This window comes from Thiomicrorhabdus arctica DSM 13458 (genome assembly GCF_000381085.1).
GTDB lineage: Bacteria > Pseudomonadota > Gammaproteobacteria > Thiomicrospirales > Thiomicrospiraceae > Thiomicrorhabdus > Thiomicrorhabdus arctica.
Genome location: NZ_KB905899.1, coordinates 1,717,984 through 1,735,782, shown reverse-complemented (window position 1 = coordinate 1,735,782; position 17,799 = coordinate 1,717,984). Strand labels below are relative to the sequence as shown.

The following is a 17,799-nucleotide window of genomic DNA, read 5'->3' as shown; positions in this document are numbered from 1 at the left end:
AATGATGACCGTTTCATTGTTGGCATTTAATAAAGCACCAATATTTCCAGTTATGGGATGGTTTTGTAGTATAGAACCCTAGTCTGCTAGCTGTTTCTGCTCCATAATTCCTTCTATTTTTCAGGTGATCTGTAGACTTATCACATAGCTTGGGGGTGGTGATATCAGCGTGCTTTAATGGCTTTAAGCCACTTCCATAAATTAAATAGACTCGACAAAGAGGCTGCCACATACGTCATCGCACAAGCGAATAGGATGGTCTTGGCTGTTTTATGGTCTTTTTTACTAAGATAACCGCCCTCTTCGAGTAAAGGCAGAGCTCGTTTAAAGCTTGCATCAAACTCAACCGGCAACGTGCTTAGGTGGATAATGACGGGTACACCCATGGCGATAAAGCCTGCACCAAACGTCATGATTCCGACCATTGGCGAATGGGTTAAGGGAATCAGAATTGGTGTGAGCATTAACGCAAAACCAGCGAACTTTTGCATCATTGCTGCACGCTCAATCAACGCGGTGCGTTGCTTTAGCTCGGGATAATCTTCTTTGTCCTGTAGAGCATGTCCAATTTCATGGGCGACAGTGGTAATGGCTGTTAGGGAGTTTGAATGGGCATTGGCGGTTGAAATGCGTACCACCTTTTCAATGGGGTCGTAATGGTCGCCTTGATCCGTCTCTTCTATACGTACACCTTTTAATCCCAGTTTATTAACCAAGTGTTCGGCAAACTGTAAACCGCTCCCTGCTATATCAGGGTGTGGTGTGCGGTACTTATTAAGGATATGTTTAGTCCACAGGCTGGGAAGCGATGTGAGAATAAACAACAAAATAAAACCAACGATTAAAAAGCCCATGCGATAAAGTCCATATTACTGCGTGGTAAGCGGTGAGAAAAAATAAGCTTACCAATAAGTCAAAAAAGAAAAGCCTATTCTACGGTATTTGACTTTTATTAACGGCGTTCAATACAGTCTAATGTTTTGAGATACGTTGCATAACTCAACGGGTTCCCCAACAAGGCTTTACCCGCAAATTGAACAGATTGTGGCTCAAGACAGCTGATGATGGCAGTTGGGCTTGGTATCGCATTATCAGCCATCAGCCATTCACCCTGTTGGCCTGGTAGAAGAGGCGCATACTGATATTGCCAGCCTGATTTTGTATAGAATCGTTGGATGATGGTCTTTTCAAGTTGGCTCATATCCGTTTGATAAGTCGTTTGCTGTGTCAGTTTTTGCCAATGGGTGATGCCTTGATAAATAAACGCATAATCCTGTAGGTTCGCTTCTCCCATATCCAACCCATCGACTGATAAGGCGCGAGGAGGGTGCTCTTGCATTATCTGATGCATCAACACTTTAGCCAGTTGGTTGGACTGCCTGAGATAAATGGGATCCTTTAAAACGGCATACGCTCTACTTAACGCTGATAAAATCAAACCGTTCCATCCCAGTATGCTTTTACTGTCTATCGGGATTTGTGACGGGTTGGTTTGTAGCTTCGCTCGGATGGTCGGCCATAAAAGGCTATTTTTGGCTGTGAGTGGAGTGGGGTGCCAACCTAACCGATCATAAGGTGCGGGTTTAGAAAGCGACCAGGCCTGGTCAATTGCAGAGAACTCCTGTTTGGTGAGTGCTTGTTGAAGTCGGGATTTACGCCATAAATAATCGCCGCCTTCTACACTGTGGGCATCAATGGCTGATTGACTGCTTTGATAAAGTTGAGTGACTGGGTTGTATAGATGTTTTTGCAGATAGCTGAGTGTGGTTAAGGCTGTCTGGAGATAATCTGGGCGATTAAAACGTTGTCCGGCTTGTAGATAAAGATCAGCCAATAAGGCATTGGTGTAGGCCATTTTCTCAAAATGTGGAGTCTGCCACTCTGGGTCTACGGTATAACGGTAAAATCCACCATTAATATGATCAAAAAGATGTTGGGACTGCATTTGATCTAGAGTGAACAATAACCACTCTTCAATGGAGTGAGGTAAGCGTTCTATACTTAATGCAGTTTGCAGAAGGGGTGCTTGTGGAAATTTACTCGCATTTGTTTTCAGGCCACCGCTTAAATCATCTTTTGCACGTTCTAATTGCTGTAATAGTTGCTGTAATAGTTGCTGTAAAAACATAGAGCGCGAGACATTAAATGGATGAGGATGACTTGCTGGCTCTACGAATTGTTTGGCCAAGGTACGGATTTTACCCGGTTGTTTATTCCAAATTTCAACAACGCGTTGTAACGTGGCGTTGAATACAGCGTTGGGAAGGTAGATAAATGACGCAAAAGGATAGCCTTCTGGAGTGAGTATGACGTGCTGTGGCCAACCTGCTTGGCCAGTGGTCTTTTCAGCAAATTCAATCAGGGTTTTATCGAGCTCAGGATTGAGTTCTCTATCAATTTTTACGGAGATGAAATGCCGATTGAGATAGGCCGCAGTTTTCACATTATGGTAATTTTCCCGTTGCATCACATGGCACCAGTGACAGGAAAAATAGCCACTGGAGATGAATATGGGTTTGTTCTCGTTTTGAGCCTTTTTCAACACAGCAGCACTCCAAAGATACCATTCAACGGGGTCTTGTCCATGCATGGCTAGATAAGGACTTGGGTTTTGATAGAGTTGATTGGTCTGAGCTGGGGGTAAAGTCGATGCTTCACCAGAAAGCGGGTGTCCTAAGATACAACCGATGGCGAACAATAATACCATTCTATTTAAAGGATTGAAGCGGTTCGGAGCGTGTAAAAGTAGGGGTTGTGGTGTTCTACAGTGTTTGTTGACACGCCGTTTCAAAGCGACCAGGCCTGGTCGCTTTGAAAATAGATATTTTTTAAGAGGATTGTTGAGCCTGTTGCTATTTGTTCTCGTTAAGGAGAGGTGAATCACTTTTTGTATCGCTAGAACGTTCGTCCGCTGTATCTGGTTTTGAATCCGTTTTTTCAGTGAGTGGATCTTTAGAGTCAGTAGATGCTTCATCTCGCTTTTTCGCCTCTTGTGATTTCAGATACTCTTTTTCCAGAATACTCATCTCAGAGTCGACCTTATCAAACTCCGCATCCCAATCTAAATCATCATCCACTTGATCTGCATAGCGATCATCGAACTCATATTCAGGCTGAGTCTCACTCATTGTACTGCTTTGACCATCAGGGTCAGTATCATTTGGATGAGTTTCGTTGTTTTTCTGTCGACGTTTAAACACGTATCCACCGACCAATAAACCAATCTCAAATAATAGCCACATTGGCACGGCCAGCATCGTCTGCGAAATGATATCCGGCGGCGTTAGTAACATTCCAATGACAAATGCGCCAACCACTATGTAGGGCCGTGAATGGCTAAGTTTCTCAGCGGATGTCATGCCCGTCAGAATTAACAAAACCGTGACAATAGGGACTTCAAACGCCATGCCGAAAGCAAAGAACATCTTGATGACAAAATCTAGGTAGAGTGAAATATCCGTGGCAATGGTGACACCTTCCGGTGCACTTTGTGATAAAAATCCGAAGACCAGTGGAAATACAACATAGTAAGCAAACACACCACCCGCATAAAATAAGAAGGAGCTAAAGAATAGAATGGGTGCAACTAATTGTTTTTCATGTGAGTACAGTGCAGGTGCAATGAATCGCCAAACTTGATAAAGCAAGTAGGGCATGGCCATATAGATCGCTAAAATAAAGGCTAACTTAAACGGGGTTAAGAAAGGAGAGGCAACAGCCGTTGCAATCATGCTGCTGCCTTCCGGCAGGTAGCGTGTCAACGGTTCCGCAATATAGGTGTAGATGTCATTCGCAAATGGAAATAAACACAGGAACAATACTATGATAGCAAGAATTGCACGTGTCAAGCTGGTCTTTAGGTCAAGCAGATGCTGTACTAAAGTCATCTCTTGATCTTTAGGCGGGAGCGCTGTATTGCTCATGCTGGGCTACTCATATGTCAAAGCTTAGCTTTTTTTGGTTTCAGAGGAGGATGTGTCCGCTACTGAATCTTCTGTAGAAACGGTCTTGGGTTCTACGGGAGTCTCTCCTGATGCAGACTCAGGCTCAGTCGCGGAAACATCTTCTATTGTATTTGCAACAACGGGTGTTGGTACATTTGGCTGAGTAGGTGCACGATTGAATTGTCCACCAGTATCCGTTTCGACAGGCGGTTGTTCTCCACCAAAAGTAGGGCGTTGAAACGCTTCATCCTTAAGGTCTTCACTGAAGTCCAGACTGGTCTTGAGCTCTTTATTAAGGTTGGAGATCTGTTGTTGCTGCTCTTCAATATTCATTGAATCTTTAAAGTCTTTGATGGTTTCTTGCATCTGACCATCTTCTTTTACCGAGTTGATGAAACGACGCATACGCCCCATGAAACCACCGATTTTGCGGGCAAGTTCAGGCATACGCTCCGGTCCAATGACGAGAAGCGCGATGATTAAAATCACCATGATTTCAAGGAAACCTATATCGAACATACAACAGACCTACATAGACGTTAAGCGAGCGAACGCATTGCTAGATTAAAACAAAAATAACGGCAGATGTTCAAGAGCAAGTGCCGACCTCTTTATGCCTTGTCTTTCTTCTCTTCAGCGACCTTTTCATCTGCGGCAACATCAAAAACATTATCACCGTCTTTTTGTTCTAACGTTTTCTCAGCAGAATCGTCGTCTTTCTTCTCTTCATCTTTCACGGCGTTTTTAAAGCCTTTAATTGCGCTACCTAAATCGCCTCCTACATTTTTCAAACGCTTCGCGCCGAAAAGAACTAATACGATTGCAAGAATGATTAGTAACTGCCAAATACTGATGCCCATAGGGTTTACTCCATTTTCTATAACTGTTTTTAAGATCTTAATGGCGCTTTCGGGCGTCACATTCAGATCAAGAATTTTTAAGACTGCTAATCATATCAAATTAGCCGATTAGGGTGCACTAAAAATACTTTTTAATGCCTCCAAAATCATTATGACTTTTGACGGTTGATACAGATTTGATCAGAATTAGAAAGGTATTTTAGAGTGTTTTAATTCATTTACTCTTAAGATTAACACAATTAATCCGATGTTAATTTCCAAGTAGGTGAATGTGGATGTGAAACACTTCTTGTCCACCTGACTCCCCGGTATTAATTTGGGTTTTAAAACCATCTAATCCGTGCGTTTGAGCTAATTGTGGTAACAACAACATCATGTGTCCCATGCAATCTTTATCTTCAGGCATTAATTCAAATAAGCTAGGAATCGGCTTTTTTGGAATAATCAATAAGTGTACTCGTGCTTTGGGGTGGATGTCATTGATGACGATGCATTTTTCATCTTCATACACAATATCAGTAGGGATTTCTTTGTCAATGATCTTACTGAATATACTTTTTTCTTCTGTCATGGGTGAATTCCTTATGGCTGAATAAACGCCTATTAATCAGGTAGCTCATAGGCTACCAGTGGATGTTATTGGTCACGACTGGCTTTTTCATCGTGGCCAGATAATCCGAAGCGCCGTTGCAATTCGTTGGTAATGTCTTCACTAGACAAATTTTGCGATGCTAATAATACCATGGTATGAAACCAGAGGTCGGCTATCTCGTAAACCAGATGTTCTTTGTTTTCTAGATTATTGACATGTTCGAGATCTTTTGCAGCCATAATGGTTTCATTAGCTTCTTCGCCAATTTTTTTAAGTATTTTTTCTGTCCCTTTTGAGTACAGACTGGCGACATAAGAGCTGTCAGCTGATTCCAGCTTGCGTGCTTCTAACACGGCATCAAGTTGTTTTAGAACGTTACTCATAATCGTACCTCAATTCCTTCAGCTTGCATGGCAAGTTTAGCTTCTTCCACAGTGTGCTGTCCAAAGTGGAATATGCTTGCAGCTAACACGGCTTCTGCATGGCCTTCAGTAATGCCTTTGGCGAGGTGTTCTAGTTCGCCGACACCTCCTGAGGCAATGACTGGAATTCGAATGCTGTCGGCAATCGCACGTGTCAACTCTAGATCAAAACCTATTTTGGTGCCATCGCGATCCATGCTGGTTAAGAGGATCTCTCCCGCGCCTAAACATTCCATGCGTTTAGCCCAAGCAATAGCATCAATACCGGTCTCTTTACGTCCACCGTGGGTGAATATTTCCCATTTATTATCTTCGCCTATCGCGCTGACTTTTTTAGCATCAATCGCGACGACAATGCACTGTGATCCAAATGCATCGGAGGCTTGTTTAACAAATGCTGGGTTAAAAATCGCAGCGGAGTTAATCGCGACTTTATCTGCGCCAGCATTAAGCATGGTACGAATATCTTCGACACAACGAATGCCTCCACCGACGGTGAGTGGTATGAAAACTTGGCTTGCAACCTCTTCAACCAGGTGAACCATTGTGTCACGGCCATCTGCTGTGGCTGTAATGTCTAAGAAGGTGATCTCATCAGCCCCTTGTTCATCATAACGTTTGGCGACTTCAACCGGATTGCCTGCATCGCGAATGTCGACAAATTGCACGCCTTTTACTACGCGACCGTTATCAACGTCTAAACAAGGGATAATGCGTTTTGCTAAACTCATAGTGTTTCCTAAATTGGGTCTAATGAGGTCGGTTTGACCAGGCCTGGTTACTTTCTTAACGGTGACAACTTGTCTGAAAGTGTTTGCCCCGCTTTAAAGTCCAAAGAGCCTTCATATATGGCACGACCGGTAATCGCGCCAGTGACACCATCTGCTTCAATACTTGCTAAGCGGGTAATATCATCCAAATTGGTGATGCCACCAGAAGCAATAATTGGAATGCTCAGTGCTTTGGCCAAAGCTTGAGTGGCTTCGATATTAACCCCTTGCATCATACCGTCACGCCCAATGTCAGTATAGATAATGGCTTCAACGCCGTCATTTTCAAACTGTCGACCAAGTTCTGTGACTTCATGGTCAGTCACATCAGCCCAACCGTTAATGGCAACCATGCCATCGACAGCATCTAGACCAACCATAATGTGACCAGGGAAGGCTTTACAAGCTTCGGCGACAAATGCAGGGTTGTGGACTGCCTGTGTCCCAATAATGCAATAACTCACACCCGCATTTAAATAAGCTTCGATAGTGGCTAAATCACGAATTCCGCCACCGATTTGGATCGGTAGATCAGGATAAGCTGCACGTACTTGATACACGGCTTCGCCATTCACTGGCTTGCCTTCAAAAGCACCATTAAGATCGACCATGTGTAAACGGCGAGCACCTTGAGTCACCCATCTTTCGGCCATGGCAACAATGTCACCAGAGAAGACGGTCGCACCTTCCATAACACCTTGTCTTAGGCGAACGCATTCACCATCCTTTAAATCGATTGCAGGAATCAATAACATGTTTGTAGCCTTTTAAAGTTTGTGGATAACGACTCTAGTGTAAAGTCGTTAAATCGAATTTTTATCTGACTTACTAGTAAGTCACTGTCTATTTATTGGCCATCCCACGCTAAAAAGTTGTTGAATAGCTGTAGGCCATGTTCAGCACTTTTTTCAGGATGAGCTTGAATTGCAAACACGTTTTTATGGCTGAGCACCGCTGGAAAGGTTATGCCGTGTGTAGTCGTGCCAGTAATCATAGCTTGATTTTCTGGTTGGACATAATAACTGTGTACAAAATAGAAGCGACTATCTTGCGGGATATTTTGCCACAGAGCATGGTCTTGCTCTTGGTGGATTTGATTCCAGCCCATGTGCGGGATTTTAAGCGGAGAGTTCTCTTCAAGCTCAAAGTGTTTTACATGACCAGGGATGACATTCAGACAGTTTATGCCTTGATTTTCATCGCTGTGAGACATGAGGACCTGCAATCCCATGCAGATGCCTAAAAAAGGTTTTTCTTGAGCGGCTTTTTGAATAGGGTGAATCATGCCAGTGTCGTGCAGCGCTTGCATACACGCTTTGGCAGCCCCTTGGCCCGGAAATATAATGGCATCAGCACAAGCAACCTCTTCTGGGTTGTTAGTGACGAGAATATGGACATTGTCAGGGGCGACATGTTCCGCGGCTTTAGCCACTGAGCGTAAGTTGCCCATGCCGTAGTCAATAACGGCCACTAGCTTTTGATCCATCTAGAGACTTCCTTTGGTAGAAGGCATTTTGCCTGCCATGCGTTCATCCGCAGAAAGTGCCATGCGCAATGCTCGACCAAAGGCTTTGAAAATGGTCTCCGCCTGGTGGTGTGAGTTGTGACCGCGCAAACAGTCGATATGTAATGTAACGTTAGCGTGGTTAACAAAGCCTTGGAAAAATTCAAACACCAACTCAGTTTCAAAGTTGCCAATTTTTTCACGTGTGAAGTCGGCATTAAAGACCAGGCCTGGTCGACCTGATAAATCAATGACAACTCGAGAGAGTGCTTCATCCAGTGGTACGTAGGCATGACCGTAACGGGTAATGCCTTTTTTATCACCCACCGCTTGATTAATGGCTTGACCGAGCGTGATACCCACATCTTCTACGGTATGGTGATCGTCTATATGTGTATCGCCATTTGCCTTAATGTCAATGTCAATCATACCGTGACGGGCAATTTGGTCTAACATGTGCTCGAAGAAAGGAACACCAGTATCTAATTTGGCATCGCCTTGACCATCGAGGTTTACTGAGACTGTAATTTGAGTTTCAAGCGTATCACGCTCGATGGTTGCTTTGCGCATAGTGTCCATCCTGTATTCAATTGTTGGCAATATAATAACTGAAAAGGTGTTTTTTTTATATGAGATTAATTAAAAATGCATGAGTTGAACAAGCAGTGTGATCGGCTAAGTCACTAATATGCTGTAGAAAACTTTAAATCAGGTCTTAATAAGAATACCCATAAGCAAACTATTATATGTCCTTATAGATTTATTTAAGTAGGCAATAAGAGAGCTCTCTGGGATAATTAAAAAGTTATTTATAGGTGTTGAGTCTATTTTAGGCACTTTCAAGCTTATTTGAATTAAAGAAAAAATTGATCGAAAATAAGTTTTTTGTGGCGTTAACTATTCCTTCGTGGGGTCGTCAATGTATAATCACGCATTGAGGGGTCTGCATCTAATTGGTTGAGTTAAATGGGTGAAGACAGAATGTTAAGACTAAAAGGGGAATCCAACTGATGGATACTACAGCAAAGCCACAGTACGACAATGGTGTGGTTAAGTATTTAACAGTAGGTGCGACAGTTTTTTTGGTGTTAGGTACTTTAATGGGTACTTATGCAGCAGCGGAACTAGCATGGCCTGCGTTAAATTTTGATATTGCGGAAATTACTTTTGCGAGATTGCGTGTTATTCATACGAATACCGTTATTTTTGCATTTGGTGGAATGACGCTAATGGCAACAGCTTTCTACACGGTTCAAAGAACGAATGGTGTGAAACTCTGGAGTAATGGTTTGGCTTGGACAACGGCTATTCTGTTCACAATCGGTCTTCTAGCCACGGTTATCTCTCTCGCTTTAGGGATGACAACAGGTAAAGAATACCATGAACAAGAATGGCCTTTGGCAATTGCTATTTCAATCGTTTGGACAATTTACACGTTCAACTTTATTATGACAATTGCATCTCGTAACAAAGAGACTCATCCAAACGTTTACGTTTCTAACTGGTTCTTTATGGGGATGATGATTGCAATCACATACCTGTATGTTGTTAACGGATTGTCAATTCCGGTCTCAATGTTCCGTTCATACTCTATGTTTGCAGGTGTTCAAGATGCCATGATTCAGTGGTGGTGGGGACATAATGCGGTAGGATTCTTCTTAACGGCTGGTTTCCTTGCCATTATGTACTACTTTGTACCTAAGCAAGCACAGCGTCCTATTTACTCTTATCGTTTATCGGTTATCCACTTCTGGGCCTTGATGTTTGGTTATGTCTGGCTAGGTGCTCACCACCTTCAGTACACAGCACTGCCAGATTGGACGGGATCTTTAGGTGCGGTAATCTCTTTAGCGATGATCATTCCTTCATGGGGTGGTGCTCTAAACGGTATGCTGACACTTTCTGGAGCTTGGGATAGATTACGTACGGATTACATCTTACGTTTCTTAATTATCTCTTTAGCATTCTATGCAATGGCTACTTTCGAAGGGCCTGTTATGGCAGCGAAAACAGTTAATGCATTGTCTCACTATACAGACTGGACGATTGGTCACGTTCACTCTGGCGCATTAGGTTGGGTAGCGATGATTTCTATCGGTGCAATCTATCATATGGTCATGAAGATGTGGAAAACTGAAATGTATTCAATGCAGTTGATTAACTTCCACTTCTGGTTAGCGACAATTGGTACGGTTTTCTATATCGTAGCGATGTGGGTATCCGGGATTATGCAGGGACTTATGTGGAGAGCATATGATGAGTATGGAACGTTAGCTTATACCTTTGCTGAGTCAGTCTCTGCAATGCATCCCTATTATGCGATGCGCGCTTTCGGTGGATTACTCTTCTTCAGTGGTGCGGTTATCATGTTATATAACGTAGTGATGACTATTCGTATGGCGAATGCAAGATCTGCCCATACAGTTCCAGCGCACGCTTAAGCTGAATGCCTAAGGTTAGGTGGTGACGTTTACCACCTAAAAAGAAAATTATGAGTTGAGGAGCACAAACTCATGTCAGATGATCAAAAACCAAAAAATATCCAGGACATGTTTGAGCGTAATATATTCGCTTTATTCATGGCAACTGCTTTGGCAGTTTCAATTGCTGGAATAGTAGAAATCATACCTCTGTTTCATCTTAAGTCTGCAGTTGACTATACTGAGAAAACAGATCAGTACGGTAATGTTAAAAATGAAACGTTTCCAGAGTTAGTTTGGGAACGTACCTTCACTAAGGATGCTAACGGTAAGTTAGTTTCTGATAAAGCATTGTATAAAGAAGATCGTAACGGCAAGTGGGTCGTTGCGGACTGGAAAGCGGGTGATGGGGTTCGTCCTTACACACCATTAGAGCTTGCTGGTCGCGATTTATACCTTCGTGAAGGGTGTTATATTTGTCACTCACAAATGATTCGTCCTTTCCGTGATGAGCGCGAACGGTATGGTCACTTTTCATTGGCAACTGAATCAATGTATGACCATCCAATGCAGTGGGGTTCAAAAAGAACTGGACCTGATCTTGCACGTCTAGGCGGAAAATACTCCGATGAATGGCATGTTATGCATATGTTACGTCCACAAAACGTAGTACCAGAATCGGTTATGCCTGCTTACCCTTGGTTAGCGGAAAAACCTATTTCAGAAGACTTCTTCGGTACCGAACGTAATATGCAGACTCGTTTATCGGCAATGCGTACATTGGGTGTTCCATATACCGATGCCGAAATCGAGAATGCGAATAAAGCAATCGCTGGCTATAGCCAAATGGATGCCATGATTGCCTACTTACAAGTATTAGGGACGATGGTTAAGCTGGATGACAGTAAAACCTATCGCCATTAATTGTGAGCGTACTTGAAGAGTATTTAAGCACTGACTGGGCGTCAATGACGTCTCAGGACTGGGCTGGACTGATCATAACTGTATTGGTGTTCTTTGGCATGTTAATTACCTTTGCTTTGGCTTTAAGACCAAGCAAACGTAAGGAAATGGAAGAGCAAAAATACAAAATTTTGGATGACGATTAGTCGTCATTTCGAGGAGAAATAAATATGGCACATCAAAATCCATGGCCAGATGAAGGTAATACTGGTCATATCTGGGATGAAGATTTGCGTGAATTAGATAACCCACCGCCATTATGGTGGATGTTATCTTTCTACGCGGGTTTCATTATGATTATCTTTTATACCTTGTACTATCCGACGATTCCATTAACGAATGCGACTGGAGAGTTTACAAAAGGTATGACTGGTTGGACACAGGTAAATGAATATCACGACGATTTTAAGGTTCTTAAAGATTGGCGAGATTCCAAGTTTGCTGACAAAGAAGAAAAGTTAGCCGCGATGTCTGTGACTGAAATTCTTCAAGACGAAGAACTTAAATCATATGCGGTAGCCACTTCTAAAATGTTATTTGGTGATTACTGTGCGGCGTGTCATGGAGCTGGTGGAGCGGGTAATCCCAGCTTCCCAGTATTGGCCGATGATGATTGGTTATGGGGCGGTAGTGTGGCCCAAATCGAAGCCTCTATTAAGAATGGTCGTATCGGCAACATGCCTGCTAAAGGCATGATGGGTAATTTAAGCGATACTGAAATCGATAATGTCGCTGATTATGTTATTGCTTTATCCCAAGGAGAAGGCAACGATGTTGCTTATTCAGCAGGTAAAGCGGCTTACACTAAAGGAATGTGTCTTGCATGTCACGGTCCTGCTGGTAAGCCTTTAGCACCTGTAGGCGCTGCAAACTTGACAGATCAAATATGGCGTTTCAGTGGTAATCGTGAAGAAATTCGTGGTGTTATTGCTAACGGTGTAAATGTTAAGAAAAATGGCGAGTATGTTGCTGGCACGCATCAAGCTGTTATGCCTTCATTCAAAGAGCGTTTACCAAATGCAGATGTGAATGTGAAACGCTTAGCGGTTTATGTTCATGCATTAGGTGGTGGTCAGTAGTTCGTGCTTCGGCATTGAGCGATTGAACTGAAAGGAGAACACTTGTTCTCCTTTCTCATTTTTGGGAAAAGACAGCTTGATCTAAATCAAGTTGCTAGGAGTTTGATATGAATGAATTAAACAGTAACTTTGTTCTTTGGATTTCACTTGCTGCATTAGTGCTTAGTATTGTGGCATTCATCGGCTTTGCTTGGAAGACGGCAAGAGCGATGGAAGGCTTAGAAAAAGACGAAAACAAAGATGAAAACAAAGACGAAAACAAAGTCGATTAGCTTTTCCTCCATGTATAAACAAAAATAGGTCTACTTCGTTGGGCCTATTTTTGTTTATAGTCATTGATATACTGGTAAAGTAATTTTATAAAATAACGCTTTTCACCAAAGTAGGGATAACAGAATTAGCTTATGTCAGACAATAAAAAAGATTTGTATCGCGATAACGGTCAAACAGGTTCTTTATTGGACCAAATGGATACCAGTAATAAGAATTTAGAAAATATTGGGATCGAGATCTTACCTGTTCATGCTGGCGGTACGGTGCATGCTAAGCGTATTGGGGGGACTTTCCGAACAATTAAGTGGGTTTTAGCCTCTTTTTGGTTAGCCCTTTTTTTGGGGCCTTATTTACGCTGGGATGGTCACCAAGCACTGTTGTTTGATTTAGGAAATCGCCAATTTCATATTTTTGGTCTGACAATATTGCCGCAAGATATTTGGATTCTTGCCATGATTTTACTGTTCTTTGCCTTATTATTGGCGGCTTCGACGGCCATTGCTGGGCGTTTATGGTGTGGTTATGCGTGCTTTCAAACTGTTTGGATGGATGTTTTTACCTGGATAGAGGAAAAAATTGAGGGTCAACCTAATAAACGTATTCAACTTGAAGCCACTCCGATGAATTTTGAAAAATTCAAAATGAAGTTTAAGAAACACCTGATTTGGGGGTTCATCGGTTTTATGACTTCTTTCAGTTTTGTGGCGTACTTTACTGATGCGCTGGATCTTTGGGTGAGAATGTTTCGTTTTGAATGGGGTGCGACCGAAACAGGCATTATCATTGGGCTCGGCTTTGCCAGTTATTTTTTTGCTGGAATATTACGTGAGCAAACCTGCATCGGTTTTTGCCCTTATGCGCGTATTCAGGGTGCTATGATTGATACCCAAACAGTGGTGCCGACTTATGACATAGATCGTGGAGAACCTCGTGGACGTATTAAACGGATTAAACCCGATGAAGAAATACCTGATTTAGGGGATTGTATCGACTGTAACCTTTGTGTAGCAGTTTGTCCTACAGGGGTTGATATACGGTTGGGTCAACAGTTTGGCTGCATTACTTGTGGACTCTGTATTGATGCCTGTGATTCGGTCATGGAAAAAATTAAAAAACCGAAAGGCTTGATTCGTTACGCTTCTCTTTCTGAGTTTGCAGGCCAAAAATTACCTGCCATTTGGAAGCGCCCACGGGTCATTGTGTATGTCGCTATTATGCTTTTCGCAGCGACGACAATGCTCTGGGGACTTACCACCATGTCTTCAATCGACGTTAAAGCACTACATGATCGTTCGCCACTTTATGTTTTGATGAGTAATGGGGATATCCAAAATAAATGGACGATTAAAGTCGTTAACAAAAGTGCAGAAGTAATGCATGCAGAGATTAGCGTGGAAGGCCCTGCGGGGTTGAGTTATGTTGCTGAAAAGGTGATTACCGTTCAGCCAGGGAATGTAGGTGCGACAACTCTACTGGTTAAGATTCCTAAAAAGCAACTTACATCAACTAAAACACCTTTATTGATCAAAGTGGTTGATTTAAATAATCCACTCAATGCTGAAAACTATAAAAGTGTATTTTTAAGTCCAAAGATACGCAAGTAATCGATTGTTTTAAAAAGATTTTAATAGAAATATTTGTCTAAACACTATATTATCGTGACGACTAAAAAGCCCTTTTAAGGGCTTTTTTATCGAATTGAATAGGAGAAAAAAATGTCAAAAATTAAAAAGGATGAACGCAATTGGAGTGTTGCTTGGAAGAATCCTTTTGTCATCGGTTGGTTTGCTATTTTGATTATTGTGGTCAGTGTAAACTTCTTTATGGTGAGTATGGCCATTGTGACCAATCCTGGTTTGGTGATTGATGATTTTTACGAAAAAGGTAAAAATATGGATAAAGTCTTGGCCGAACGCAAACGCATGGAGCAGCTGGGTTGGCAATTAAAGATCGATTTGCCGATTTTGTCCGAAGGCAAGGTCGATACCGTTAAATTGACAGTGGTTGATAAAGAGGACCGTCCATTAAATGTGGATACTGCAATACTTTATTATTACCGCCCGTCGGATCGCAAATTAGACGGTAAGAAAACCTTGATATCGACAGGAAACACTGGCGAATATCAGGCAAATATAGTGTTAAATACCAAAGGTAAGTGGGATATTATTATGGAAGTGACTCAAGGTGATTTGAGCTTCAATATGGGTCGTTCCATTATGGTTCAAGATTCTCAATAATGCTTTCTCATGGTTGTTTTCATTGCGGTCAGGCGATTCCTGAAGGTGATCTCATTTTAAAACCAATCAATGGTACAGAACGAGAATTTTGTTGCCACGGATGTGCCTCGGTTTGTGAGGTAATTTATGAAGCGGGTATGGAAAGTTTTTATCAGCGTACCCCTGAAGGAGAGTTGCTTTCGCCACCTCCGCCTCCGAATAAAGACATTGAGTTTTTTGATTATGATGAAGTTCAGTCGCAATATGTCACTGAGCTAACGGATCGCCGTCAAATAACCTTGATGTCAGACGCAATTCACTGCGCAGCTTGCGTTTGGTTAATTGAGCATTCACTTGCTAAAGTGGATGGTCTTTTACTTGCTTCAGTCAACTTCACCAATAAACAGATTAAAATTCGATGGGACAATAGCAAAATTAAGCTGTCCGATATTATCAAAAAACTCAATAGCCTTGGTTATGATGCGACACCTTATGATGCGACTTCAAGTGAAGCGGCTTATCGTAAAGCCAATCGAGATTTACTCTATCGATTAGGTTTTGCTGGTTTTGCAATGATGAACGTCATGTGGTTTTCAGTTGCACTCTACACCGGCGCGAGCGAAGATCAGGGGTATCGTAATTATTTCCATTGGATAGAACTTATTATCGCTACCATCACGCTTGCTTATTCAGGCCAGCCCTTTTTAAAAGGTGCTGTCACCTCGCTGAGAGCGCGTACGGTGGGGATGGATGTATCCATCTCTCTAGGTATTTTAACAACTTATTTTTATTCATTATGGATTACTGTCAATCCGAACTCCACGGGCGGCGTGTACTTTGATACCTTGATAGACTTTATGTTTCTATTATTGATTGGTCGCTATTTACAGGCTATCTCAAAAAACAAAGCCGTGGATGCTTCACGCCGTTTGATGGATTTACAGCCTAAGGTTGCACGACAAGTCATCGATGGTGACACTAAAATTATGCCAGTACGTGCACTCTTACCAGGTAACGAAATACGTGTTAAACCTGGAGAGCAGTTTCCTGTCGATGGTATCGTTATTTCAGGCTTGAGCATGGTCAATGAATCCATGTTAAGTGGCGAATCCCGAGAAATAAGCAAGCAGGTCGGTGACCGGGTCGCTGCAGGGACATTAAATGTTGATGGTATCTTAACGGTTTCGGTAGAGAATATTTTACAAAACACACAGTTGGGTCGAATCGTGCACATGGTGGAAGAGGCTCAAGGTTCCAAAGCCCCTATACAGTGCACAGCAGATAAAATAATGCCCTGGTTTGTGAGTACAACGTTAATGTTGGCAGCGGTAAGTTTTTTATATTGGTTCTTCAACGCCGATCTTGAATTTGCGGTTATGACGGCAACTGCAGTCCTTATTATTACTTGTCCTTGTGCATTTGGTTTAGCAACACCAATGGCGATTGCGGTTGCATCGGGTATCTCTGCTAGACATGGCATTTTGGTTAAAAATGGCACTGTATTAGAGACTTTGCAGTCGATTGAACACTTTGTGTTCGACAAGACGGGTACTTTGACGAAAGGGCAAATGCAATTAGTCGATTATAAGCTGTTATCTGGCATTGATGAAAAACAGTTTCTGCTCGAAATCGGTTCGATTGAGCATCTCTCTGAACACTCCTTGGGGCGTGCTGTGTCCGAATCCATTAAAGACCGCTTGTCTCTTAATAATAAAGATTGGTTAGATATTCATCAATTTAAGGCACTCCCTGGGAAGGGTGTGCAAGGTGAGCACCAAAGTAGCACTTTTAATATTGGCACCGCTCGATGGCTAAACTCCTTAGCGTTGGTGTTACCGCAAACATTGGTAAATTTAGCAGATGAACGTGCCTCGTTAGCGCAAACAGCCGTTTGGATTGCTCGAGATAATAACGTTGTTGGTGTATTGTTTCTTGAGGATGAGATACGCCCTGAGGCGGTTGAGCTCATCCAACGCCTGAAAGCCAAGGGCAAAAAGGTTACGTTGCTCAGCGGTGATCTGAATGTCGTTGCTCAGCGTGTAGCCGAACAACTCGGCGGTATGAATGTCATCGCTGAAGTCTTGCCTGAAGATAAAAACCGTGTTATTCGAGATTTACAAGAAAGTGGTCAGCAGGTAGCTATGATTGGTGATGGTGTCAATGATGCTCCTGCGTTAGTCAGAGCGAATGTTGGTATTGCTTTGGGTTCAGGTACAGATGTTTCCATGGACAGTGCTGATATTGTTCTGATGAATAATGAACTACTGGCAGTCGATACTGCGGTAGAGCTTTCTGCACGGACACTTAAAACCATCAAACAAAACATTACCAGTTCGATTATTTATAATATAGTTATGGTGCCTTTAGCGATGAGTGGGGTTTTAACCCCCTTAATTGCCGCGATTACCATGCCATTGAGTAGCTTAGTGGTGATAGGCAATGCGGCAAGAATCCGACGCTTTTTTAGCCCCAAAGCCATTAGCAAACGCAGACAAGGAATAAAATAATGGATGTTATTTATGGATTGATTCCAATGATGCTCTTTTTTGGGTTCTTAGTGGTTGTCGTCTTTATTTGGATGGCTAAAACTGGACATTTTGATGATCTGGATGGCGCTGCCAACCGCATTTTTATGGATGATGATGAATACCCAGAGGAACTTAAACCTACCGAAAGTACACCTGCCACCCCCTCTGACAAAAAAACTGAGACCTTAGGAAGCGACCCAGTAAAAAAGACGTAACAAACGTGATTGC

Annotated in this window: 20 protein-coding genes; 9 read left to right on the top strand and 11 right to left on the bottom strand. The window is 42.5% G+C overall.

The features are described from left to right. Positions 1-164: 164 nt before the first annotated feature. The 11 genes from F612_RS0108090 to hisB form a co-directional block, all read right to left on the bottom strand. Positions 165-854 (bottom strand): zinc metallopeptidase, encoded by a 690-nt coding sequence (locus F612_RS0108090; protein ID WP_019557262.1) that lies wholly within the window; start codon positions 852-854, stop codon positions 165-167. Positions 855-952: 98 nt separating this feature from the next. After that, positions 953-2,707, bottom strand: coding sequence for a thioredoxin domain-containing protein (locus F612_RS13340; protein WP_083917313.1), 1,755 nt, complete (start codon positions 2,705-2,707; stop codon positions 953-955). A gap of 145 nt (positions 2,708-2,852) precedes the next feature. Continuing rightward, positions 2,853-3,923, bottom strand: coding sequence for a twin-arginine translocase subunit TatC (tatC, locus tag F612_RS0108080; protein WP_019557260.1), 1,071 nt, complete (start codon positions 3,921-3,923; stop codon positions 2,853-2,855). A gap of 24 nt (positions 3,924-3,947) precedes the next feature. Then, the gene (gene tatB / locus F612_RS0108075; RefSeq protein ID WP_019557259.1) at positions 3,948-4,463 is read right to left on the bottom strand and encodes a Sec-independent protein translocase protein TatB; all 516 of its coding nucleotides are present in this window, start codon (positions 4,461-4,463) and stop codon (positions 3,948-3,950) included. Between the two features lie 92 nt (positions 4,464-4,555). Then, the gene (tatA, locus tag F612_RS0108070) at positions 4,556-4,804 is read right to left on the bottom strand and encodes a twin-arginine translocase TatA/TatE family subunit (RefSeq protein WP_019557258.1); all 249 of its coding nucleotides are present in this window, start codon (positions 4,802-4,804) and stop codon (positions 4,556-4,558) included. Positions 4,805-5,054: 250 nt separating this feature from the next. Further along, the gene (locus F612_RS0108065; protein ID WP_019557257.1) at positions 5,055-5,375 is read right to left on the bottom strand and encodes a histidine triad nucleotide-binding protein; all 321 of its coding nucleotides are present in this window, start codon (positions 5,373-5,375) and stop codon (positions 5,055-5,057) included. A 65-nt stretch (positions 5,376-5,440) separates the two neighbouring features. Next, on the bottom strand, positions 5,441-5,779 hold the full coding sequence (locus F612_RS0108060) for a phosphoribosyl-ATP diphosphatase (protein ID WP_019557256.1): 339 nt from the start codon (positions 5,777-5,779) through the stop codon (positions 5,441-5,443). Further along, on the bottom strand, positions 5,776-6,549 hold the full coding sequence (gene hisF / locus F612_RS0108055; RefSeq protein ID WP_019557255.1) for an imidazole glycerol phosphate synthase subunit HisF: 774 nt from the start codon (positions 6,547-6,549) through the stop codon (positions 5,776-5,778). The genes F612_RS0108060 and hisF overlap by 4 nt, the downstream gene beginning before the upstream one ends. 47 nt (positions 6,550-6,596) lie before the next feature. Next, positions 6,597-7,343 carry a 1-(5-phosphoribosyl)-5-[(5-phosphoribosylamino)methylideneamino]imidazole-4-carboxamide isomerase gene (gene hisA, locus F612_RS0108050; protein WP_019557254.1) on the bottom strand — a complete coding sequence of 249 codons (747 nt, stop codon included), beginning with the start codon at positions 7,341-7,343 and terminating at the stop codon, positions 6,597-6,599. A gap of 92 nt (positions 7,344-7,435) precedes the next feature. Further along, positions 7,436-8,074 (bottom strand): imidazole glycerol phosphate synthase subunit HisH, encoded by a 639-nt coding sequence (hisH, locus tag F612_RS0108045; protein WP_019557253.1) that lies wholly within the window; start codon positions 8,072-8,074, stop codon positions 7,436-7,438. After that, the gene (gene hisB / locus F612_RS0108040; protein ID WP_019557252.1) at positions 8,075-8,662 is read right to left on the bottom strand and encodes an imidazoleglycerol-phosphate dehydratase HisB; all 588 of its coding nucleotides are present in this window, start codon (positions 8,660-8,662) and stop codon (positions 8,075-8,077) included. A gap of 440 nt (positions 8,663-9,102) precedes the next feature. Here hisB and ccoN point away from each other — a divergent pair, with 440 nt between their 5' ends. The 9 genes from ccoN to ccoS all read left to right on the top strand — a co-directional run bounded on the left by ccoN (position 9,103) and on the right by ccoS (position 17,786). Then, the gene (gene ccoN / locus F612_RS0108035; RefSeq protein ID WP_019557251.1) at positions 9,103-10,533 is read left to right on the top strand and encodes a cytochrome-c oxidase, cbb3-type subunit I; all 1,431 of its coding nucleotides are present in this window, start codon (positions 9,103-9,105) and stop codon (positions 10,531-10,533) included. A 72-nt stretch (positions 10,534-10,605) separates the two neighbouring features. Then, the gene (gene ccoO, locus F612_RS0108030; RefSeq protein ID WP_019557250.1) at positions 10,606-11,436 is read left to right on the top strand and encodes a cytochrome-c oxidase, cbb3-type subunit II; all 831 of its coding nucleotides are present in this window, start codon (positions 10,606-10,608) and stop codon (positions 11,434-11,436) included. Positions 11,437-11,438: 2 nt separating this feature from the next. Continuing rightward, positions 11,439-11,621, top strand: coding sequence for a cbb3-type cytochrome c oxidase subunit 3 (locus tag F612_RS13225; protein ID WP_157760473.1), 183 nt, complete (start codon positions 11,439-11,441; stop codon positions 11,619-11,621). A 24-nt stretch (positions 11,622-11,645) separates the two neighbouring features. Then, complete coding sequence (gene ccoP, locus F612_RS0108020; protein ID WP_019557248.1) at positions 11,646-12,554, top strand: cytochrome-c oxidase, cbb3-type subunit III; 909 nt, start codon at positions 11,646-11,648, stop codon at positions 12,552-12,554. 107 nt (positions 12,555-12,661) lie between these two features. Next, positions 12,662-12,826, top strand: a complete 165-nt coding sequence (locus F612_RS13250; RefSeq protein WP_019557247.1) for a hypothetical protein — start codon at positions 12,662-12,664, stop codon at positions 12,824-12,826. A gap of 132 nt (positions 12,827-12,958) precedes the next feature. After that, on the top strand, positions 12,959-14,431 hold the full coding sequence (ccoG, locus tag F612_RS0108010; RefSeq protein ID WP_019557246.1) for a cytochrome c oxidase accessory protein CcoG: 1,473 nt from the start codon (positions 12,959-12,961) through the stop codon (positions 14,429-14,431). 111 nt (positions 14,432-14,542) lie between these two features. Then, positions 14,543-15,064, top strand: a complete 522-nt coding sequence (locus F612_RS0108005; RefSeq protein ID WP_019557245.1) for a FixH family protein — start codon at positions 14,543-14,545, stop codon at positions 15,062-15,064. After that, entirely contained in the window at positions 15,064-17,550 is a 2,487-nt protein-coding gene (locus F612_RS0108000; RefSeq protein WP_019557244.1) for a heavy metal translocating P-type ATPase, read from the top strand. The genes F612_RS0108005 and F612_RS0108000 overlap by 1 nt, the downstream gene beginning before the upstream one ends. Further along, positions 17,550-17,786 carry a cbb3-type cytochrome oxidase assembly protein CcoS gene (ccoS, locus tag F612_RS0107995; RefSeq protein ID WP_019557243.1) on the top strand — a complete coding sequence of 79 codons (237 nt, stop codon included), beginning with the start codon at positions 17,550-17,552 and terminating at the stop codon, positions 17,784-17,786. Before F612_RS0108000 ends, ccoS begins: the two co-directional genes overlap by 1 nt. Positions 17,787-17,799: the final 13 nt, after the last annotated feature.